The sequence below is a fragment of the Flavobacterium solisilvae genome, from assembly GCF_012911605.1.
Lineage (GTDB): Bacteria > Bacteroidota > Bacteroidia > Flavobacteriales > Flavobacteriaceae > Flavobacterium > Flavobacterium solisilvae.
The window spans coordinates 1-21041 of record NZ_JAAMPT010000188.1; the positions used below are offsets into that span (position 1 = coordinate 1).

Consider the following 21041-nt stretch of genomic DNA (forward strand, 5'->3'; position numbering starts at 1 on the left):
ACGGAAACCCAAATCCGTCAAATCCGTGGCAAAAAAACTATACACCAATTAATTTGTGCTAATTCGTGCAATTTGTGGCAAAACCACGAGCAAAGCGATCAATTAAATGCCCTTCAATACCTTATATGGTAAAAAATCTTTGCGCTTTAGCGTCTTTGCGAGAAAAAAAATCCATCAGTCTTTCAATCCCTCAATCTTTCAATCCTCCAATCCCCAAGTCCTTCAATCCTTCAATCCAAAAATAATTTGTGCTAATTCGTGCAATTTGTGGCAAAAAAATTTCCCTTTCTCATTCCCGCGCATTGTCATTCCAGCGAAGGCGGGAACCTAAAAAAAAACGCCTCCCAAAAAAGAGAGACGTTTCCCAAAAACAACCCAACCAACCTAGCTAATCTTAACCAAGTTCAATACATTGAAAGCACCATTGTTCAACATATACTGCGAACCATTCACCTCTTGAAAAAACTCAATCAAAAGAAGATGCATTCCAGTACCAGCTAGAGTAGGGACAGCAGCAGGAATAAGCTCAGGCGTAACAGTATTGTTTTCCAAAGCAAAAACATCCTCAGGACTTAAAGAAAGCTCATAAGCGCCAGTGGCAAAATCAATCTTTAAAAACCCCGCTTGCAAACTAAAGTGAGTAGCACCTTCAGGACTTCTCATTTGTTCCAACGGATTGTATTCCGCAATACTAATCGTTCCAGTAGCATCATCCACAGTAACAATCGAATTCAAAATACTTCCCAGCGAAGCTTTAACATTAAAATCAAATCCTTCCAAAAGCGCAACGGCAGGACTACTAGACAGTCCTTCTGCTACATTACGAGAACCACGAGCACTAACAGTGTCCATGTTTTTGACTTGCGCCAATACCTTCACGAGCCTACTAGTCAGCTTACTGTCTTTCGCTCTAAACACCATCGGACCTAATGCAGTCCGCAACAATTTCCCCGAACCGGTAATACTACCAAACTCCATTCCGTTCTCTCGGGTACGAGCAAACGCAGGATCGTTCAAAATTCGGTTTCTACTAACACCACCGCGGGTGCGCACAAGGTAACCATCCGTTCCCTTGTAGAAGGTAAGATCTTCCATCGTACCTTCCATTTTAATCAAGCTTCTAACTTTTGCCATCTTAAAAAAAATTAATAATTAATAATGACGCAAAGTTATCGAGCAAGCTTCCCAGCCCTTGTCAATTCTGCCATATCCAACCAAAGTTGCTAAAAAAAGACCATAGTGGCTATAAATCTCCAAAAAAGACATAAAACAACCATAATTGCCGAAATAACCCTTTAAAAACCTGATATACAAAAAGGTATAAAAAAAGAATACCCATCCTAAATTACTATCATAAATACCCTTAGTGTATCAGGAGTGTATGACCAGTGTATTAATAGAGTATGCCGAGTGTATGCTAGAAGTATAGATAAGGTATAGATAAAGTATTGAAGAAGTATCGTTGAAGCATAAACAAGCCATAAAAAATAACCCAGAAAATAAGAAACAATCCTGCATCCGTCACTTCGAGTGATTTTCATTACTTCAAATGCCAGTTTGTTATTATAAAAATAGTATCGAGAAGCACCAATAATATAAAAATTTCACTTATCAACACATTTTTACATTTCACAAAACCCAATAAAAGTTAATAAATACAATTGAAAAGTAGAGCGGTCAAAAGAAAGTTAGTATTCACAACACAATTAATAAATATAATTAACACAATAAGCAATTATAAGTGTTTATAAAACATGTCATTTTTGTTAATAATTCAGCTTTTTTGTTAAAAACTAAACTTTTAACTTCATCTATTTAATGCTATGTTTGTAGTATTCTTTTTCACAAAAGAAATACACCAAATTAATTTAAAAAACACTAACAATGAAAACCCAAGAAAAAAATAGCCGCCAGTATAAGAAATTAGAAAATGTCAGTAAAACTATTAAAGATTTGCATTACCACTAGTGATATAGCTCGCATAGAAGGCTGTTCACCGCGTACAGCATCTCAAAAAATGATTGACATGAAAGTCTTCTACGGCAAAACCGCTAAGCGTTATAAGGTAACGTTCAAAGATTACGCACACTACAGCGGAATACCGCTTGAAGATTTAGAACCATTCCGTCTCTAAAAACACCTCGTTTTTTATTTTTACTAATGCATAGGCATATAGAATAGAAAAAACAATTCCATCATTACCAAAATCACTGTTTTTTTTCTTTAAAACAATAAAAAAAGCCCCGACTTTCATCAGAGCTTTCCTTTATTCCGTGACCTCGACAGGATTCAAACCTGTAACCTTCTGAGCCGTAATCAGATGCGCTATTCAGTTGCGCCACGAGGCCTTTTTTGTGGGTGCAAATATAGAGAATATTGTTAATGCTGCAAATAAAATTAGATATAAAATTTCAAATTTTAAATATAAATCACCCCAATCAAATTAACATTCTCAATATCAATAGCAATGACAACTTCAATTTCAAATTCAAAAAGCAACTTCAAATTCAAAACTTCTAAATTCTAAATTTAATCCAAAGCCCGAGAAGTAACATAATACCGCCAAGCGATAATAGCCAGTTGCCATTTCTTTGCTTTTGAAACATCCAATCCTTGCTTGGTAAAGCTAGGAAGAAGCAGTTTGTTGAGTTTAGCCAGTAGTTTATACATATAAAAATAACTTTATACAAAGAAAAGAAAAGTTTCAATAGCAATAGCAACTTCAAAAGTCAACTTCAAACTCGAAACTCGCAACTCCCAACTCGAAACTATCCCTTAACTCGGTTCATTTCGTCTTGTGCACCATTGGAATTGTACTGTTTTTTAGGTGCAAACGATTTTCCAAAGCTGTAGGTAAACGTTAACGCAACAAATCGGCTATCGAGTTTGTTGGTCCAATTGGCATCGGTGTTTTGAAGGTTTTTGATAATTCCGTTGTTCATGTTAGAATAGAAAATATCATTAGCCGAAAGCTTAATCGTGGCTTTGTCTTGCAATAATTTCTTTTGCACTCCAATGTTGATATTGGAACGCGACAACAACACAAACTGAGCCGAAACAATATCGGTTTGATAATTACCACTCAATTCAGCCGACCAACCTTTGTTGAACTTAAAACTATTATTCATCGAAAATACCCAAAACGTTCCCGACGAGTTTAAGTCTTCGGTGTAGAGTTTACTTTTATATTTAGCATGTGTTACTTCGGTATAAGTGTTGGAAGTCCACCATTTGGTAAACTCCAATTGAAGATTGGCATTAAGACTAAAATACTCACTTTTACCAATGTTTCCTGGACGACTGTAATAAATGCCGTCATTGATTTCTATTGTTTCATTAATATCATCTTTTGACGAACCATAACTCAGTGTTGTAGAAAACATTCCTTTGTAACGATAAGACAACTCATAATTATTAGCAAACGATGGATTTAAGAAAGGATTTCCCGAATAGAAGGTAAACTTGTCCAACGGACTAATAAACGGATTTAAGTCTTGAAAATAAGGTCGGTTGATACGTCTTCCATAATTCACAACCAATTGATTATTGCCGATGCTGTCTAGTTTGTATTGTACAAAAACCGTTGGGAACAAATTAGTATAATTTCGCTTGAATTTAGAGGCAGCTTGTTCTACGTTACCCAATTGATTTCCTCTCGATTCAGTATTTTCTACACGCAAACCCGTTTGGATACCAAAACGCTTATAATTGGTATTGAAATTGACATACGCTGCATTTATAATTTCGTCGTATTTAAAGTGATTACTCGTGCTATAGTTAGGTATTTCTTCACCATTAACAACATCACGATAATCGGCAATATTATCCGTTTGAGTATAACTTACTTTGTAACCCGTTTCAAACGTGCTTCCGTTTTTAAACGGCAAGGTATAATCAGTTTTTAAACCATAGATATTCAAATCAGAAGGCAAGAAACCTTTCAATTGATCTTGGCTAGAAAGTGAATTATCAGGTTGGTAGATATAGTTGTTAAACGTTTGCTTGCTAGAAGTGTCATATTTTAAGTAATCCAAATCCACCGTAATGCGTTGTCCTAAACTGTCTAATTCATGACGAAGGTTAAAGTTAATTCCGCCATTTTTGAACTTTTGCTTGTTTAGATTATTCGCAACAATAGAAGAATCTAATACCGAATTAGCATCGGTAACTTCACTTCGAACATCCGAAAATTGGTTATTATTTCTTAAAACACCTGATAATCCAAACCCAATAGTCGTTTTATCTGAAGCATAATAATCCATGCCAATTCGGGCATTGGTTGACTTTATTTTGGTATCAATATCACTATTTTGGTAAAACAAACTATTGGTCGAACCATCGGTATTCTTAAACTTTCTGAAAATAAATAAATCATTAATTGGGTTGTTTTCACCATAGCCAACGTTTCCAAAGACACGAATTTTATTCTCCATATAATTAAAATTCAATCCTTGACGGTTTCCGCTACGTTTCCCTTGAGAAAAACGAGAAGTTAAGTTGGCATTAAAACCTCTCACTTTGGAACGCTTAGAAACGATATTGATAATTCCTGCGCCACCAGCTGCGTCATATTTTGCTGGCGGATTAGTCATTAATTCTATTTTGTCCAAAGTACTAGCCGGAAGTGATTTTAAATACGCTTCTAGTTCTGCTCCCGAAAGATAGGTTGGTTTATCGTCAATAAACACTTGAACTCCCGATTTACCTTTGAAAGTAATCGTTCCGTTTTGATCCACAATAATACCTGGAGATTTCTCCAAAACATCCATAGCATCGCCACCAGCAGCGGTAATAAATGCATCCACATTGACAACGGTTCTATCGATTTTGTTTTCTACAAATGGTTTTTTCTTTTTGATCACTACTTCATTCAAATCGGTTGCCGATTTAGAAGTTAAAATAATAGGAGCAAGGTTCGCTTTTGGATTTGAAGCGTTTAAACTAATCGTTTCACTTTGATACGGCGAATATTCCATATCATCGATAACGACTTTGTAATTGCCTTCTTTTAGGTTTTGAATAGCAAAGTTTCCATCAGCATCACTGATTTCGATTTTTGCCACCGAATTATCATTGGCATTAGTCAACGTAATTTGAATAGATGCTAAAGCTTTGTTTTGGTTGTTACTGATTATTCCAGCAATGCTGTAACCGTTTTGTGCTGAAACTTGGGTTACAAATACTAATAGGAAAGCTGTAGTGATTAGGATTAATTTGTTCATTTTTGATTGATTTTTGATATTGAAGTTGATATTGAAGTTGATATTGAAGTTGATATTGATATTGAAGTTGATATTGATATTGATTTTTGAAGTTGAAGTTGACTTTTGTTACAATTTTGAATAAAAAAAGCCACTAGATAGGTTAGTGGCTTCTCAATAGATTTTGTTACAGTTTGTTATACTTTTTTAGTTTTCAAACTAGACTTTGTTTTCTCGATTTCCTTTTTGGTTTCTTGAAGTTCTTTCTTGGCTTTTTCTAATTCTTTTTTAGATTCTTCTAATTCTTTATTATCACTTAAACCATTTTTCTCCATCAGCTTATTGATTTGCTCTTGCATTTTTTCCATTTGCTTCGATAAATCTTTTTGCTCATTAAAATTAAAGTCAGAGAAAATACTGATTTCATCGTCTTCATTGGTTCCAAATTCTTCTTTGATTTTTTCTAATTCTTCAGCAGTATAATCATCGCCACCTTCAACAACTTGACCGTTTTCGATAATCAATGGTTTTTTACCGTCTTTTTTATAAATGCTTCTTTTTTTGGTCGTAATCGATTTTTTTTCAGGCGTAGAAAATTTAAACGACGGAATGCTATCGTTGTCAAAATTGAAGTTGAATAGCTTGAACGCTTCGCCATTTCCAAAATCGCTAAATGCCATTACATCTTCAAATGAATTGGATGGATTTCCAAAACCTACTTCGTCGTCTTGTTTGTAGAATTTAATCGTCGCAATAGGTTTGTTGTTTTTGTAGCTTAACGAACCTTTGCTTCCGTTTTTATCTTCGTAGGAAACGTCGATAGCGGTGATTTGGTTTTTGTCATTACGCTTTACATTAGCATATTTGATGGTAACGCCATATTCTGCCAAGGCTTTGATATCGTCTTTCATTTCTTGCTCTGGCGTAGTTGCGTTCCAAGTCATTACTACATTTTCTTTAGAAGGTTTTTTGTCCCAAGTAAATGATTTACTGCTAGTTTGAGCAAAACTAAAAATAGAGGTAAGCACTAAGGCTACGGCTAATTTCAATTTGTTTTTCATATTCTATAGGTTTTAAATTATTGCTTTTATTTGAATTCAAACTTAAAAAGTTGTCTTAATTTCTGAAACAGTGTTTACAAAAATTTAACGTTTTTGCTTTGCTTTTTCTCTTGCCAATTCTTCTTTGGCTTTTGCCATTTCTGCTTTTACTTTTTCAATTTCGGCTTTAACTTTGTCAATCTCACTTTTGGTTTTATCCGAATGTAATGCAGCCGCATTTCTTATAGCTTCTCTAGTTTCTATTCTTGCTTTGGCTATTTCTTCACGTGCTTTCATTACATCTTCACGACTTTTGGCGATATCTTCACGGCTTTTAGCAATTTGAATGCGAGAACGTTCGATTTCTTTTTTTACTTTTTCTCTCATTTCAGGTTTCATTTTATTTACCTGAACTCTGGCATCGCTAACAGCACCACTTTTATAATCAGAAAGTTTTATTCCATTGATGGTAATATTGTCATCGTCATCACTGCTGTATGAATAACTCATGGATAAATTTTTGTCTGCTTCGGCTAAAGCTTTTTCAATTTCTATAGAATTCATGTTCATTAGATTAGCAATTGCTTTATTATCTGTAATTACTTTTCCGTTTACAATTACTTGTGGATGGTTGCCGCTTGTTATGGTAACAGTTTGGTTGTCTATATCTTCATCTATTCCAATACCATAGGCAATATCATTGTTTGTAATTGAATCAATTTCAATTCTTCCTAAACCTTTTAAGATAACGTGATTACCATTTACAACCATTTTATCATTACTTGAAATTACTGTATGAGTTTTTGCTTTAGAAAAACCTAAAAGGTTATTATCACTTTTAAAGAAAACAAATGGCTCAATTGGTTCATCGCCTTTGATATGAGAAGTACCTTTGTTTCCGTTTTTGTCTTTGTATTCTACCTTGATTTCAGTGATTTCGCCGTTAGAATTACGTTTTACTTTGGAACATTTTAAAGTAATTCCGTGTTCTTCTTTCAAACGTTTGGCTTCTTGTTTTAGTTTTTCTTCTGATGAGTTTTTGTCGATTTTAACTTTTACTTCATTGATTGGACTAGCAAAAGCTACAACCGAATTCTTTTCTTGAGCAATGGTTTGAATTTGAAACAGTAAGATAAAACCAATTAAAGCAGGAATGATGAGTACATACTTTAATGAATTTCTTTTGCGTGATTGATTTTTGTTTAACATAACGATTCGTTTTTTGATTAATGATTGATAAAAATTATTGGTAATCGATAAGCAGTTTTGATTAGAAACTACCTTTAATAAAGCGCGTTGATACGATTTTTTGTCTTCCATTTGATGCATCGCTTTTTGGTCGGCAATGTATTCTAGATTTTGTAAAATGGCTTTTTTGTACAACCAAACAAATGGATTGAACCAAAACACAACACAAAACAATTTGGCTACTAAAACATCGATGGAATGTTTTTCTTGGCTATGGATTTTTTCGTGTAATAAAATGCTTTGCAGTTCTTCGTTTGTATATAAATCGGGATTGATAACTATATAATTAAAGAACGAAAAAGGAGCGATGTTTTGATTTAGATTAACTAGTTTAAATTGTTCTTTTTTAATAATTTGCTGTTGAAAAAGCATTCGATATAGCGATATAAAACTCAAGATGATTTTGATCACTAAAAACGAAGCGATGATGATATAACTAACCCAAACCAGTTGCATCCAATCGAATGCTTCAACAGCCGAAACTTCTTTTATTGTTACCGGATTTTGATTGGAAAAAGCAATCAAATCTTCCATGGTATATTTTGGTCGTTCTACATAAACCACTTTCTTTACAAAATACAACGGCAATAGGAGTGAAGTAATCAATCCTGATAGTAAAAACCATCGGTTGCTATCAAAAAAAGTTTCTTTTCTAAGCAAGAAATGATATGCCAAGTAGAACATAGCAATCAATCCGCTGGATTTTAATAAGTAAATGAAAATGGTTTCCATAGAGTTTGATTTATCTTACTTAGTGGTTACTATAAATTTGTAGGTATCATTATTTTTTGGATCTTCATTATTCTTATTCAATAATTTGATTGTTTTAATTTTTGAAACATCAATACTTTCTAATGATAATCTGGAATTTTTTTGTTGAACTCCATCTATAATAAAAACAGGTTCATTTTCTGTAAAGTTTATAATTGGATATCCAGGTATTTTGACATTAGCACGATTGTGTACAACAATTTCATTTCCGTTTTCTAGTGTAAAAATGACTGGAGAATCAGATTTTGGAACGGCGGGTTTTGTTGACCAATTAGTTGTAATGACAATTACTCCTTTTTTGCCTACTGCATCATATTTTTTCAATGAATTTAGATCTTTTAAAACCTCTATTTTTTCTAATCCTTTTGGATCAAGTTCATTTAGAAATTCTTTAGTATATCTTTCTCCATCAACATAAATCAAAGCGTCATCGCTTATATTTTCAATAAAAGCTATTTTATCACTAGTATTTTTATCCTTGAATTCTGCTCTCATTTCAGAATTGTCATAGAAACCTAATTCATTTTTACCATTTTCAGATATAATTGCTCTAAAAAATATTGCTCTTATTGGAATATCTCTAATCTGTTCTGTCGTTCCTTTATTTCCTTTGTTATCGTCATAACTGATTTTGATAGCAATTATTTCGCCTTTACTATTTCTTTTTACTTTAGAAAATGTCAAATCAATATTATGTTCTCTTTTAAGTGTTTGAGCATCATTTTTCAACTCAGCATCAGTTGAAATTTTATCAAAAACATAACTTACTTCTTTAGATTTTAAATCTGATTTTTGAAACAATCCAATTTCACCTGTTTCTTTTTGATCTATTTCCGTTACTTCTTTTGATTCAGAAACAGTAGTTGTTCCATCTTTGAGTTCAATAAATTGATCTTGCGCCACAACTTTTACCTGAAATAAAAATATAAAGCAAATTAAAGAAGGAAGCACGACTGCATATTTCCATGAATTCTTTTTGTTAGAATGGTTCTTGTTTAACATAACGATACGGTTTTTGATTAATGATTGATTAAAGTTATTTGCAATTGATAGACAGTTTTGATTAGCAACTACTTTCAATAAAGTTATTTGATAGTCTTTTTTGTCTTCTAAATGTTTGGTTGCTTTGTTATCTGCTATGTATTCTAGATTTTGAAGAATTGCCTTTTTGTACAACCAAATGAATGGATTGAACCAAAAAACAGCACAAAACAAGCGAATAAGTAAAACATCTATTGAGTGTTTTTCTTGGCTGTGTATTTTTTCGTGTTGAAGTATACTTTGCAATTCTTCTTTAGAATACAAATCGGCATTGTATGCAATGTAATTAAAAAAAGAAAATGGAGTAATATTTTTATTTAAGTTAAGTAACTTAAAGTGTTCTTTTTTAGTTATTTGATTATTTTTTATTATTAAAAATAGTGAAACTAAATTAAAGATAATTTTTAGACCAAAAGCACAAACTATAATAATATAACTAAATCCAATAAATTGTATCCAATCAAACGTTTCAACAACAGGAATTTCAGAAAAAGAGGTTGTTGATTTTTCGGCATAGGAAACAAAATCATTTACAGTTACTTTTGGTCGTTCTACATAAACCACTTTCTTTATAAAATACAACGGCAATAGGAGTGAAGTAATCAATCCTAATAGTAAAAACCATCGGTTGCTGTCAAAAAAAGTTTCTTTTCTAAGCAAAAAATGATACGCCAAGTAGAACATAGCAATCAATCCGCTGGATTTTAATAAGTAAATGAAAATGGTTTCCATAGTTTGTTAATTAAAAAATTAGAATTTAGAATTCAGAATTTAGAATGTGTAACATCCTTTATCTATCGTCTTTCTTCTCTATAATAGCTAAAATTTCTCTTAGTTCGTCAGCCGAAATCTTTTCTTCTTCGGCAAAAAAAGAAACAAGGTTTTTATACGAACTATCAAAATAGTTTTCGATAGCGGTATTCATAAAACGTTTTCTATAATCTTCCATTTGAACAATTGGAAAATACTGATGTGTATTTCCAAAGGCATTGTGTCCAACAAATCCTTTTTCTTCCAAGTTTCGGATGATGGTAGAAAGTGTATTGTAATGAGGTTGATCTTCGGTGATTTCGGCTAGGACTTCTTTTACGAAAGCTTTTTTTAGCTTCCATAAAATTTGCATAATCTCTTCTTCTTTGTTTGTTAACTTTTGCATAGTCATTTCGTTTTTTATCGTTTTCCTAAATGGACAGAACAAACGTATAACTATTTTTGTAGTTACGCAACTATTTTTATAGTTATTTAACTATTTTTTAAGAGAGTTGTTTTTTAAGTATTTCTTTTTGAACGAGTTGATAGGTTATAATTCCTAAAATTGTTCCAATTAATCCAATGCTTCCCATTAAAATCCAGTTGGACGAGAAACTAAATTTATCAATCATTTCCATTCCAATCATTGGACTAAAAATATGAGCCAAACTAAAACTCATCGTATAAATTGCCATGTATCGACCTTCGTGACCTTTTGGTGCGCGACTTAATGCCACAGAATTAGAGAAAGGAAAAGCAAACATTTCGGCAAAAGTCATCACAATCATCATCATCACTAAAACAGAGGTAAACCCTGAAACAAGTAACAAAAAGAAGCTAATTGCCATCAAAAAACAACCTAAGGTTACCACTTTGATTTTATTGATGCCTTTTCGTTCAACAAAGCTTACAATCGGCATTTCGAGGAAGAAAATCATTATTCCGTTCATGGTTAACAACAAACCGGTTTGGAATTCGGTTAAACTAAATTGTTTCTTGTGATATAACGGAATGGTGTTGAAGAGTTGGAAAAATAATATTCCGGTTATCAAACACATACTGAGAAAAAACCAAAATGGTTTGTCTTTAAAAACGGAAGTCGTCAATACTTCGCCAGGATGTTCTTTGTCTTGAAACTTTGATTTTTTCTTTTCTTTTACCAAAAGCCAAAATACTAAAATAGCAACAATACACGAAGTTCCGTCAACCCAAAACAATCCTTCATAGCCAATTCCCATAATGATTAATCCACCCATTGCTGGTCCAGCGGCAAATCCTAGATTGATGGCTAATCGAACTAAAGTCAACGCTCGAGTTCGGTTTTCAGGTTTGGCATATGCGCCAAGTGAAACAAACATGGCTGGTCGAAACATATCGGCAATGCTCATTAAAATAAACATACCAATGCATAAACCCGTAAAACTTTTGATAAAAACAAGTGTAAACATTCCTAATCCGCTAAAGAGCAAACTAAAAATCATAATACGATAGAACCCGATTTTATCGGTCAGTTTTCCACCAAGCCATGAACCAAGAAGCGAACCTGCGCCAAAACATACCATAATCCAACCTACTTGACTATAGGAAAAGTGTAAATCTTCGTTTAAATATTTGGACAAAAAAGGTAAAACCATTGTTCCAGCACGATTGATAAACGTGATAATAGTCAATATCCAGATTTCTCTTGAAAAACCTTTGAAGTTATTGATGTAGCGTTGAAGAGCAGTTTGCAGCATGATGATTGATTGATACAGCAAATTTACAAAGTTCTAGTTCACTTTGTTGTGTTAACTTTAGGACTTTTGAACTATTTTTGTTGAAAATACTTTTTTATGAAATCATTGTTTTCAATCGTATTCATTTTTGCAAGTTCGTTGTTTTTTGCACAAGAAAATGCTACTCAAACAGCTCAGGAATTTCAGGATGAACTCAATAAAAGTTACGCCGATAAAGAGAAAAGTCCGTTGACGGAAGAAGATTTTAAAACTTTTACCCATTTGGATTTTTTTCCTATATCGGATGAATTCATCATTAAAGCGAAATTCATTCGAACGCGAAAAGAAAAGCCTTTTGAAATGAAAACCACCACAGCGCGACTTCCTGTTTATAAAAAATATGGCGAGTTACATTTTACTTTTGAAGGAAACGAATACAAGTTGAGCGTATATCAAAATTTGGATTTGATTAAAAAAGAAGGTTATGAAGATTATCTCTTCTTGCCGTTTTCAGATACGACAAATGGCGAAGAAACTTATATTGGCGGACGATATATTGATTGTCGTATCCAAAAAGAACTCGAATGGACGATTGATTTCAACAAAGCTTACAATCCCTATTGTGCTTATAATTACAAATATTCATGCCCAATTGTTCCAATGGAAAACGATTTGCCAATTGCTATAAAAGCCGGAGTTAAAAAATTCCACGACTAATGAAATTCTACAATTTACATACCCATAATTTTACCAATAATCCAGATGTTTTTGAACTGGTAAATCAATATCCATGGGAATTTGATGAAACTATTTTAAACTATTCAGTTGGCATTCATCCTTGGTATATTGATGAAACTCGATTAGCAACGGATTTACAAGTTATAGAAGAAAAACTGAAATTATCGGAATGTTTAGCCCTTGGCGAATGTGGTTTAGATAAGCGAATTGAAGTTCCAATGGCATTGCAAATCGAAGTTTTTGAGAAACAAATCGCTTTAGCCGAAAAGTATCAAAAACCATTGGTATTGCATCTGGTTGCTGCTTTTGATGAATTAATCGAAATAAAAAAGCGCTTAAAAATTTCAGTTCCAATTGTTATTCATGGTTTTTCAAAAAGTGAACAACTCGCCAAGCAACTAATCGATAACGGATTTTATCTTTCGTTTGGGAAATATTTACTTCGTAATAAAGAAATGGAAACTGTTTTTAAATCCATACCAAACGATAAATTCTTTCTCGAAACCGATACCATCGAAGAAACCTTGGAAGAAGTCTATCAAAAAGCGGCTTTGTGTAAAACTATTTCTTTAGAAGAATTACAAAAAATGGTTGAAAAGAATTGGAAAAAAGTTTTCTAAAATCCTTCAAAAACACCTAATCCAAATAAAGCAAAATCATATTTTACAGGATCGTTTTGGTCTAATAATTTTAGATTCGTGTCTAATTCTGATAATGCTTTAGCATCATTTTGCTTTCGGGTTAACAAGTTTAATCTTCGAGCTACATTTCCCGAATGAACGTCTAACGGACAAGATAATTTTGATGGTGAAATGCTTTTCCAAATGCCAAAATCAACGCCACAATTATCCTGACGAACCATCCAACGGAGAAACATGTTAATTCGTTTGGCAGCCGAACCTTGCAATGGATCCGAAATGTGTTTGGTTGTTCGATTGCTATGCGGAATTTCAAAAAACAATCGCTTGAACTCGCTTATATTTTCTTGCATGGTTTTTTCTGTTGAAGCAAAAACAGCTTCTAAACCATTGTGATTTGTATAAATATTTTTTAACCCAATGATAAACGTTTGAAAGTCAACTGAATTAAATGTTCGATGTACAAAACCATCCAAATCTTCAAGTTGATGTTTGCTGTGGTTCATCACAAAGTCATAAGGCGAATTTCCCATCAATGTCATCATTTTTGAAGCATTGTTGATAATCATTTTACGATTTCCCCAAGCAATAGTTGCGGTTAAAAAAGCAGCAATCTCAATATCTTCTTTGCTTTCAAACCGGTGCGGAATTTGAATAGGATCGGTTTCAATAAAGTTTGGATTGTTATACAAAATGACTTTTTCGTCTAGAAATTCCTTGAGTTCTGATGCATTCATATTTTAGGTAATCAATCCATCAACCATAACCAATTTTCGATCTGCCATGTTTGCTAATTCTTCGTTATGGGTAACAATTACAAAGGTTTGGTTGAATTCATCACGAAGTTTAAAAAACAATTCATGTAAATTTTCCGCCGAATGCGTGTCTAAATTCCCTGAAGGTTCATCTGCAAAAATGACTAACGGTTTGTTGATTAAAGCGCGAGCAACGGCAACACGCTGTTGTTCACCACCCGAAAGTTCGCTTGGTTTATGATTAATTCTATGAGAAAGTCCAAGATATTCTAATAATCTTTTGGCTTCAACTTCTGTTTCTGCTTTTTCTTTTCCAGCAATAAAAGCAGGAATACAAACATTTTCTAAAGCTGTAAATTCAGGTAATAATTGATGAAACTGAAAGATAAAACCTAAATGCAAGTTTCTAAATTTAGAAAGCTCTTTGTCTTTCATATTCAGAATGTTTTCACCATTTATTTCAAGTGAAGTTTCATTATATTTAGATGGATTATCCAATGTTCCAAGTATTTGTAACAAAGTAGTTTTTCCTGCACCAGATGCACCAACAATGGAAACAATTTCGCCTTTAGCAATGTGTAAATCAACTCCTTTTAAAACTTCTAAAGTATCGTAGAATTTATGAATATTTTTTGCACTAATCATAGCAATGTAATTTTTACAAAGAAACGAAGTATTTTATAATTAATATCAATTTTATTTATGGTTGTATAATTAATAAAGTTCTGTTAATAATTATTTTTTGTTTAATATTTATCTATATTTGTTAAACAAAAAATAAATATAGATGGAAACTGTTATTGAAAAAGAATTATACGATATTTTAGGTGATAATCATCAAATGACTTCTGCTGAAACACCAATGAGAAAAGATGCTTTCTTAAAATCAGACGAAGAAAAAATGAAAGTTATTGAAAATCATTTCTACGAAATTATGCATGAAATGGGTATGGATATGACAGATGATAGTTTGAAAGGAACGCCACATCGTGTTGCTAAAATGTTTATCAAAGAGATTTTTTCTGGCTTAAATCCTGCAGCCAAACCAAAGGTATCTGTTTTTGAGAACAGTTATCATTACGACAAAATGTTGGTTGAAGCTAATATCAGTTTTAATTCTACTTGTGAGCATCATTTTTTACCAATAATTGGCAAAGCACATATTGGTTACATTTCTAGCGGAAAAGTAATTGGGTTGTCAAAGTTGAATAGAATAGTCGATTATTATTCGCGTCGTCCACAAGTACAAGAGCGATTAATTATGCAAATTTTCAATGAACTGAAATCGGTTTTGGAAACAGAAAATGTCATTGTTGTTATGGAAGCTAAACATTTGTGTGTTTCTAGTCGCGGTATTAAAGATGAAAGCAGTTTTACATCAACCATTCAGTACGGTGGCGTTTTTAATGAAAAGGAAAATCGAAACGATTTCTTTAATTTATTGAAGTCGGAATAAGTTGGCATTAGTTTTGATAATTATTTAGTTTATAAATAATTATTATATTTTTTACACATTGGAAACACAAATTAAAACTATAGAGAAAAGCACTTTTGAAGCTGACAAAAGCCAAAAACTAATGCTTAGTATTGTTCTAGATTTAGTAGGAATGGCTACGTTTTTAATTCCTGTTTTAGGTGAAATAGGCGATTTGTTTTGGGCACCAATTGCTGCTTATATGATGGCAAAAATGTATAAAGGTTTCTCAGGAAAAATAGCTGGAGTTATGACATTTTTTGAAGAAATAATTCCATTTACTGATTTTATTCCGTCGTTTACCTTAATGTGGATTTATACTTATGTAATTAAAGGTGAAAAGGAGGAAAGTCGTTAATTTTTCTCAAATAAATTAACGATAAAACCTAGTTTCATGTTGCGAAGCATTTTCTTTTCGAATGCCCAAAAGAATTTGAATTGTCCAAAAATAAACCCGAAGGAAACTAAAAGTACTTGGTAAATTGGGAAAATCATAATAATGTATAGCGGATAATAAATCCAACCTGAAAGCGTTTCTTTTGAAATTCCAAAAAGTGATAGAAAAGGTTTTGCCAATAAAGCAGACGAAGAACCTGTAATTGCGAATACGACCAAAATAACAAATACTTGCCAATTTGAGGTAATATTCCAGCGTTCTTTAAAACTTGCCATATTGTTTTTTTGCAAATATAAGGTATTATCGGTTTGGCACAAATCCACCTGCTAACCTTTGATTGAAAGTATTTTGAAAATAAATAAAGTAATTATAAATTAAATAATTCACTTCGTATCCATAATTTACATTTTGATCATAATCAATTCGCATAGTGTATAAATTTGGATCATATTGATATGGATTTTGCACTCTGATGTTCCATTCTGTTACAAATTGAATATTTTTTAAGCGCATAAAATTTTCTGAATGATAACCACGAGGAAAAGCACGACCATTTATCCAAGAACTAAAACCAGGATCGATAATAATGACTTCATATTCCAAACTATCATTGGCAATTTTTACTGTATCTGAAACTTTTCTTGAAGCAATATCATTAGAATTTGTTCCAATATCTTTTGTGCTATTACAACCAATAACGGAAAGAAGAATAATCAATATTGAAACAATAGATTTCATCTGAAAAGAATTTCTATAAAATTAGGGAAGTTTTTCGAATGGTTTTACTGTTAAAGTGTTAAAAAAAAAGCCATGTTAATAAACACGGCTTTTAAATTTTATGAATAAATGATTTTACTTCCCAAACAATCTACCAAGCAATCCGCCTAAACCACCTTTTTTAGAAACAGCAGCTGTAACATCGCTCATTCCAACTTTTCCATCACCATCTTGGTCAAGTCCAAATTGTCCGCCATATTTTGAAACAGCATCCATTAAACTGCCGCCATTTCCACCAGAAATAGAGTTGATTATGTCTTGAATATTCAAACTACTATCGTTAGGGTTTTTAGCTTTATTGATTAAACTTTCCAAAACCTGAGGAATTAAATTATTGGCAACTCCAGTTGAAGCTTCGCTGCTTAATCCAAACTTTGAACCTAAATTTCCAGAAACTTGCTCGATTAAATTTTTTACCACAGGATTTGAATTATTTCCAGCGTTATTTCCCTGAAACATTTCTGCTAATTCAGAAATATTACCATTGGCAACCATACTTTTTAAACCGTCAATGATTGAAGAACTGGCTTCGCTCATCACCGCATCATTTTGTTCATTTGGCACAGCCGAATTGTTTACAACAGCTTCGCCACCATATTGTTTTACTAGTTCTGTTAATTGCTCAAACATTTTATACTTTTTTAAGTGATTAATATATCAAATGTATGAAAAAATTCACAGCGAGATAAAAAAAGATTACTTTTCGTTCTTTAATAAACTGATGATTTGTTCGGCTAATTCAATTCCAATTCTGTCTTGCGCTTCTAATGTTGCAGCACCAATATGTGGTGTCAACGAAATTTTTGGATGCATTAATATTTGAATTTCTGGAGTTGGTTCGTTTTCAAAAACATCCAATCCTGCAAAAGCTACTTTTTCTGTATCCAAAGCTTCTATTAAAGCTACTTCATCAATCACACCGCCACGAGCACAGTTTACAATTCCAACACCATCTTTTAGTAATTGAAATTCATCTTTTCCTATAACATAACCATCTTGAGCAGGAACGTGAAGCGTAATAAAATCAGCGTGTTTGAAAACATCTTCCAAAGGTTCGGTTTCAAATTCTACGTTGATGAATTGCCCATTGTAAAAATCAACTTTTACTTCGGCTTTATCTACAAATTTATCCGCAGCAATAACTTTCATTCCTAATCCAAGTGCCATTTTGGCAACGGCTTGACCAATTCGTCCAAAACCAACAATTCCTAATGTTTTGCCACGCAATTCAATTCCGTTGGCATAAGCTTTTTTCAATCCGTCAAAATTGGTGTCGCCTTCCAAAGGCATATTTCGGTTGGCATCATACAAAAATCGTACACCTGTAAACAAATGTGCAAAAACTAATTCAGCCACACTTTCTGATGATGACGCTGGCGTATTAATTACATGAATTCCTTTGCTACGAGCATATTCTACATCAATATTATCCATCCCAACGCCACCGCGACCAATAATTTTTAATCCTGGACAGGCATCAATAATATCTTTTCTCACCTTAGTTGCACTACGAACCAAAATCACTGAAACGTTATTTTGATTTATATAATTGGCAACTTGTTCTTGTGCAACTTTAGTGGTAATAACCTCAAAACCACCTTTTTCTAACGCTTTAATTCCACTTTTAGAAATTCCGTCGTTGGCTAATATTTTCATCTTAATTGTAAATTGTGAATTATAAATTGTGAATTATAAATTGTGAATTATTTTAGGAGCTAATTCCCGCTTTTCGTTTCAATCTTTTTTGCTTGTTCTCGATACTTGCTTCGCAAACTCGAACTGACGCAAAAAAGGATTTCCACTACAATCGGGGCTAAAACCCAGCTCAAAAGAGACTATTCTGCTAATTGTGATTGTGCTAACACAACTTCTTCTAATTTTTTCATTACGTCAACTAAAACTTGCACACTTTCTAATGGTAAAGCATTGTACATTGAAGCACGATAACCGCCAACAGAACGATGACCAGCAAGACCAGAAATTCCGGCTTCTTTCCACATTTTGTCAAATGTTTCTTGATGTTCAGGATTTACTAATAAAAACGTAGCATTCATATTGCTTCGGTCTGCAACATTGGCTGTTCCAATGAATAATGGATTTCTGTCAATTTCATTATATAATAAATTAGCTTTTGCTTCATTTATTTTTTCGATAGCAGGAATTCCACCTTGATTTTTCAACCATTGTAAGGTTAATAAACAAGTATAAACAGCAAAAACAGCAGGTGTATTGTACATACTTTCTGCTTTGATGTGTTTTTCATAATCCAAAATACTTGGAATAGTTCTTCCTGATTTTCCTAGAATTTCTTCTTTTACCACAACCAAAGTAGTTCCTGCTGCACCCATATTTTTTTGAGCTCCAGCATAAATCAAATCAAATTGTGAAAAATCTAAACTTCTTGAAAATATATCCGAACTCATATCACAAACTACTGGAACATTTGTTTTTGGAAATGATTTCATTTGTGTTCCAAAAATGGTGTTGTTACTCGTGCAGTGAAAATAATCCGCATCAGTAGGAATAGTGTAATCGGTTGGAATATGATTGTAGTTTTGCTCTTTTGAAGAAGCAACGACAACCGTTTCGCCAAATAATTTGGCTTCTTTAATAGCGTTATTTGCCCAAGTTCCGGTATCGAGATAAGCGGCTTTTCCTCCAACTTTCATTAAATTTTGTGGTACCATTAAAAACTCTAAACTTGCGCCACCTTGTAAAAATAACGCTTGGTAACCTTTTCCTTCTAAACCTAAAAGTTCCAATACTAACGCGCGAACTTCGTCCATAACCGCAACAAAATCTTTACTTCGATGCGAAATTTCTAAAATAGACAATCCCGAATTATTGAAATTTAAAACGGCTTGAGCTGATTTTTCAAATACTTCTTGAGGTAGAATGCATGGTCCGGCACTATAGTTGTGTTTTTTCATAGTTTGATTTTCAAAAAATTAAAGATGCAAATTACGGAAACTACTATAAAAAAAGCGATTAGAATTTCGCAATAATCAATAGGGTTTATTAACGAAACCGTTTTCGTTGATAAGATTTATTGCGAATTTTTTATCAAATCGACAACAAAAATGCTATCGTATCAACATTATCCGCATAATCCCAAAGTTCTGGTTTTTGGGTTTTTCCAAATGGAATGCTGTTATCAATAATGTCATTAGAAACAATACATTGAATTTGCTCTGCGTCATTTTTTAATTGTGATTTTAGCACTTCAATATCTTCGTAATATTCATAGAACACTGATGAGATAGGCGAGGTTGCGAGCTTCGGAACCGATTATTTTCTGTTAAAGATAAAATTTCTTGCGAAATATAAACGTGAATTTACCACAAAATTCGCAATCTCACAAAACCGCTGTTGGTGGCAGTTATTTTCATTTTTTTTGATTACAGTGTATTCTTTCAGTCACTTCAAATATCTCTTTAGTTTTTGCTGGTTTTGAATAATCGTAACGATAAAGCTTTTCTACAACGCAATTACACGAACTATTTGTCATAGAAACTCGAATAACTTTTGATGCACCTAACCAATTTAAATATTTAGTGTTGTTTATTGTAAACCCTTTTGATTTTAGTTTTTCTATAATTTCTATCCTTTTATTCTTGTCTTCGTCATATGATTTTAATTTATCATATATGTTAACAAATACGATAGGTTCAAATTGGCAAAAATCTTTATTTTCAAAATCAAATGTTTTGAAATTCATTTTTTTGAACTCATTTTCTTTAATAAAACCAGATTCGTAACTATATTTTTTATCCCTTCCTTCAAAACTACTTGTAGTTTTAAAAGTTTCTAAATCGGCATCATATAATATTTGATTATTATTAATTATGTATTTTTTTGTCTTTCCCCAATCTTCATCAATAGGACTAAATTCACTTGCATCATCAATAGTAATCGTGTCGCTTCCGTGAATTATAATATTGTTTGATTTTGCCCAAGGATATTTAAGTAATTCAATTTTATTAGGATTTATTCCTTCAATAACACAATCATTCAAGTCATTATAAAACCCAAAAAAATAAGCAGAATCTTTATCACGAAAAATATAGTTTCCAATAAATTTAAAGGTATTAGGATCTATATTTTTTATAACTTCTCCATCAATAAATAAATGATTTTTATCTTTTCCAAATTCAAAGTTGCTTTCACTGTCAAAGTTCAATTCACGAAAAGTTTTTGCGTCTGCTTGTTCGATTAAACGCTTTCCTTGTCCACTTCCTTCATTCCAATATTCATAATAAACTTTTCCATTTTCAACTTTGTATCCACGAGTACAACTTGTCAAAAATAAAAGTGTTAATATTAAAATAATTACTTTTTTCCCTTTCATAGTAGGATTTCGCTTATAATTGCCACCAACGTCAGACTGTGAAAAAACCTCCACAATCCTAGTACCAAATATAGTAAAATAGTTGTAAGAAAAAGATAAATTCATTATTTTTAGTGATGCAACATATACAAGGAATAGCTCGCAACCA

The 21041-nt window shown here is 32.5% G+C and carries 20 protein-coding genes, 1 tRNA gene and 1 pseudogene; 4 read left to right on the forward strand and 18 right to left on the reverse strand.

Annotated elements, in window-relative coordinates; translation table 11 throughout:
- Positions 1-384 precede the first annotated feature (384 nt).
- From G6042_RS01430 to G6042_RS01470, 9 genes are all read right to left on the reverse strand, one after another.
- Positions 385-1017, reverse strand: coding sequence for a hypothetical protein (locus G6042_RS01430; RefSeq protein ID WP_169522480.1), 633 nt, complete (start codon positions 1015-1017; stop codon positions 385-387).
- A gap of 1257 nt (positions 1018-2274) precedes the next feature.
- Positions 2275-2348 (reverse strand) — tRNA-Arg (locus tag G6042_RS01435).
- Between the two features lie 181 nt (positions 2349-2529).
- Entirely contained in the window at positions 2530-2670 is a 141-nt protein-coding gene (locus G6042_RS01440; RefSeq protein ID WP_169522481.1) for an SsrA-binding protein, read from the reverse strand.
- A 98-nt stretch (positions 2671-2768) separates the two neighbouring features.
- Positions 2769-5222 (reverse strand): outer membrane beta-barrel family protein, encoded by a 2454-nt coding sequence (locus G6042_RS01445; protein ID WP_169522482.1) that lies wholly within the window; start codon positions 5220-5222, stop codon positions 2769-2771.
- Between the two features lie 176 nt (positions 5223-5398).
- A complete protein-coding gene (locus G6042_RS01450; RefSeq protein ID WP_169522483.1) occupies positions 5399-6262 on the reverse strand; it encodes a hypothetical protein in 864 nt (287 codons plus the stop codon).
- Between the two features lie 84 nt (positions 6263-6346).
- Positions 6347-8221: a M56 family metallopeptidase gene (locus tag G6042_RS01455; protein ID WP_169522484.1), complete on the reverse strand. Its 1875-nt coding sequence runs from the start codon at positions 8219-8221 to the stop codon at positions 6347-6349.
- Positions 8222-8236: 15 nt separating this feature from the next.
- The gene (locus tag G6042_RS01460) at positions 8237-10033 is read right to left on the reverse strand and encodes a M56 family metallopeptidase (protein ID WP_169522485.1); all 1797 of its coding nucleotides are present in this window, start codon (positions 10031-10033) and stop codon (positions 8237-8239) included.
- Positions 10034-10091: 58 nt separating this feature from the next.
- Positions 10092-10457: a BlaI/MecI/CopY family transcriptional regulator gene (locus tag G6042_RS01465; RefSeq protein ID WP_169522486.1), complete on the reverse strand. Its 366-nt coding sequence runs from the start codon at positions 10455-10457 to the stop codon at positions 10092-10094.
- Positions 10458-10554: 97 nt separating this feature from the next.
- Entirely contained in the window at positions 10555-11787 is a 1233-nt protein-coding gene (locus tag G6042_RS01470; RefSeq protein ID WP_169522487.1) for an MDR family MFS transporter, read from the reverse strand.
- A 96-nt stretch (positions 11788-11883) separates the two neighbouring features.
- On the opposite strand from G6042_RS01470, the gene G6042_RS01475 reads away from it, so the two are divergent.
- Entirely contained in the window at positions 11884-12483 is a 600-nt protein-coding gene (locus G6042_RS01475; protein ID WP_169522488.1) for a DUF1684 domain-containing protein, read from the forward strand.
- The gene (locus tag G6042_RS01480; protein ID WP_169522489.1) at positions 12483-13124 is read left to right on the forward strand and encodes a TatD family hydrolase; all 642 of its coding nucleotides are present in this window, start codon (positions 12483-12485) and stop codon (positions 13122-13124) included. Before G6042_RS01475 ends, G6042_RS01480 begins: the two co-directional genes overlap by 1 nt.
- Here the strand turns inward: G6042_RS01480 and G6042_RS01485 are convergent.
- Both G6042_RS01485 and G6042_RS01490 read right to left on the reverse strand, forming a co-directional pair.
- Positions 13121-13879 (reverse strand): TIGR02757 family protein, encoded by a 759-nt coding sequence (locus G6042_RS01485; protein WP_169522490.1) that lies wholly within the window; start codon positions 13877-13879, stop codon positions 13121-13123. The genes G6042_RS01480 and G6042_RS01485 overlap by 4 nt on opposite strands.
- A 3-nt stretch (positions 13880-13882) precedes the next feature.
- Positions 13883-14542 (reverse strand): ABC transporter ATP-binding protein, encoded by a 660-nt coding sequence (locus G6042_RS01490; protein WP_169522491.1) that lies wholly within the window; start codon positions 14540-14542, stop codon positions 13883-13885.
- A gap of 142 nt (positions 14543-14684) precedes the next feature.
- On the opposite strand from G6042_RS01490, the gene folE reads away from it, so the two are divergent.
- Together folE and G6042_RS01500 are read left to right on the forward strand one after the other, a co-directional pair.
- A complete protein-coding gene (gene folE / locus G6042_RS01495; protein ID WP_169522492.1) occupies positions 14685-15353 on the forward strand; it encodes a GTP cyclohydrolase I FolE in 669 nt (222 codons plus the stop codon).
- A gap of 58 nt (positions 15354-15411) precedes the next feature.
- A complete protein-coding gene (locus G6042_RS01500) occupies positions 15412-15729 on the forward strand; it encodes a hypothetical protein (RefSeq protein WP_317168027.1) in 318 nt (105 codons plus the stop codon).
- Here G6042_RS01500 and G6042_RS01505 read toward each other — a convergent pair.
- The 7 genes and pseudogenes from G6042_RS01505 to G6042_RS01535 all read right to left on the reverse strand — a co-directional run bounded on the left by G6042_RS01505 (position 15726) and on the right by G6042_RS01535 (position 20998).
- Positions 15726-16043 (reverse strand): DUF6787 family protein, encoded by a 318-nt coding sequence (locus G6042_RS01505; protein WP_169522493.1) that lies wholly within the window; start codon positions 16041-16043, stop codon positions 15726-15728. The two genes, G6042_RS01500 and G6042_RS01505, sit on opposite strands and share 4 nt — an antisense overlap.
- Before the next feature lie 25 nt (positions 16044-16068).
- Positions 16069-16506 (reverse strand): DUF6146 family protein, encoded by a 438-nt coding sequence (locus G6042_RS01510; protein ID WP_169522494.1) that lies wholly within the window; start codon positions 16504-16506, stop codon positions 16069-16071.
- 114 nt (positions 16507-16620) lie between these two features.
- Positions 16621-17175, reverse strand: a complete 555-nt coding sequence (locus G6042_RS01515; RefSeq protein ID WP_169522495.1) for a hypothetical protein — start codon at positions 17173-17175, stop codon at positions 16621-16623.
- Between the two features lie 66 nt (positions 17176-17241).
- Positions 17242-18201 (reverse strand): D-2-hydroxyacid dehydrogenase, encoded by a 960-nt coding sequence (locus tag G6042_RS01520; RefSeq protein WP_169522496.1) that lies wholly within the window; start codon positions 18199-18201, stop codon positions 17242-17244.
- 179 nt (positions 18202-18380) lie between these two features.
- The gene (gene serC / locus G6042_RS01525) at positions 18381-19475 is read right to left on the reverse strand and encodes a 3-phosphoserine/phosphohydroxythreonine transaminase (RefSeq protein ID WP_169522497.1); all 1095 of its coding nucleotides are present in this window, start codon (positions 19473-19475) and stop codon (positions 18381-18383) included.
- 133 nt (positions 19476-19608) lie between these two features.
- Positions 19609-19812: pseudogene (locus G6042_RS01530) on the reverse strand (acyl-CoA reductase); the annotation flags it as partial.
- A gap of 118 nt (positions 19813-19930) precedes the next feature.
- On the reverse strand, positions 19931-20998 hold the full coding sequence (locus G6042_RS01535; protein ID WP_169522498.1) for a DKNYY domain-containing protein: 1068 nt from the start codon (positions 20996-20998) through the stop codon (positions 19931-19933).
- Positions 20999-21041 lie beyond the last annotated feature (43 nt).

Coding starts and splice junctions, on each gene's coding strand:
- G6042_RS01510 (WP_169522494.1), bottom strand. CDS start 16,506: ATGAAATCTATTGTTTCAATATTGATTATTCTTCTTTCCGTTATTGGT.
- G6042_RS01455 (WP_169522484.1), bottom strand. CDS start 8,221: ATGGAAACCATTTTCATTTACTTATTAAAATCCAGCGGATTGATTGCT.
- folE (WP_169522492.1), top strand. CDS start 14,685: ATGGAAACTGTTATTGAAAAAGAATTATACGATATTTTAGGTGATAAT.
- G6042_RS01515 (WP_169522495.1), bottom strand. CDS start 17,175: ATGTTTGAGCAATTAACAGAACTAGTAAAACAATATGGTGGCGAAGCT.
- G6042_RS01520 (WP_169522496.1), bottom strand. CDS start 18,201: ATGAAAATATTAGCCAACGACGGAATTTCTAAAAGTGGAATTAAAGCG.
- G6042_RS01460 (WP_169522485.1), bottom strand. CDS start 10,033: ATGGAAACCATTTTCATTTACTTATTAAAATCCAGCGGATTGATTGCT.
- G6042_RS01485 (WP_169522490.1), bottom strand. CDS start 13,879: ATGAATGCATCAGAACTCAAGGAATTTCTAGACGAAAAAGTCATTTTG.
- G6042_RS01465 (WP_169522486.1), bottom strand. CDS start 10,457: ATGCAAAAGTTAACAAACAAAGAAGAAGAGATTATGCAAATTTTATGG.
- G6042_RS01450 (WP_169522483.1), bottom strand. CDS start 6,262: ATGAAAAACAAATTGAAATTAGCCGTAGCCTTAGTGCTTACCTCTATT.
- G6042_RS01470 (WP_169522487.1), bottom strand. CDS start 11,787: ATGCTGCAAACTGCTCTTCAACGCTACATCAATAACTTCAAAGGTTTT.
- G6042_RS01535 (WP_169522498.1), bottom strand. CDS start 20,998: ATGAATTTATCTTTTTCTTACAACTATTTTACTATATTTGGTACTAGG.
- G6042_RS01475 (WP_169522488.1), top strand. CDS start 11,884: ATGAAATCATTGTTTTCAATCGTATTCATTTTTGCAAGTTCGTTGTTT.
- G6042_RS01440 (WP_169522481.1), bottom strand. CDS start 2,670: ATGTATAAACTACTGGCTAAACTCAACAAACTGCTTCTTCCTAGCTTT.
- G6042_RS01480 (WP_169522489.1), top strand. CDS start 12,483: ATGAAATTCTACAATTTACATACCCATAATTTTACCAATAATCCAGAT.
- G6042_RS01505 (WP_169522493.1), bottom strand. CDS start 16,043: ATGGCAAGTTTTAAAGAACGCTGGAATATTACCTCAAATTGGCAAGTA.
- serC (WP_169522497.1), bottom strand. CDS start 19,475: ATGAAAAAACACAACTATAGTGCCGGACCATGCATTCTACCTCAAGAA.
- G6042_RS01445 (WP_169522482.1), bottom strand. CDS start 5,222: ATGAACAAATTAATCCTAATCACTACAGCTTTCCTATTAGTATTTGTA.
- G6042_RS01490 (WP_169522491.1), bottom strand. CDS start 14,542: ATGATTAGTGCAAAAAATATTCATAAATTCTACGATACTTTAGAAGTT.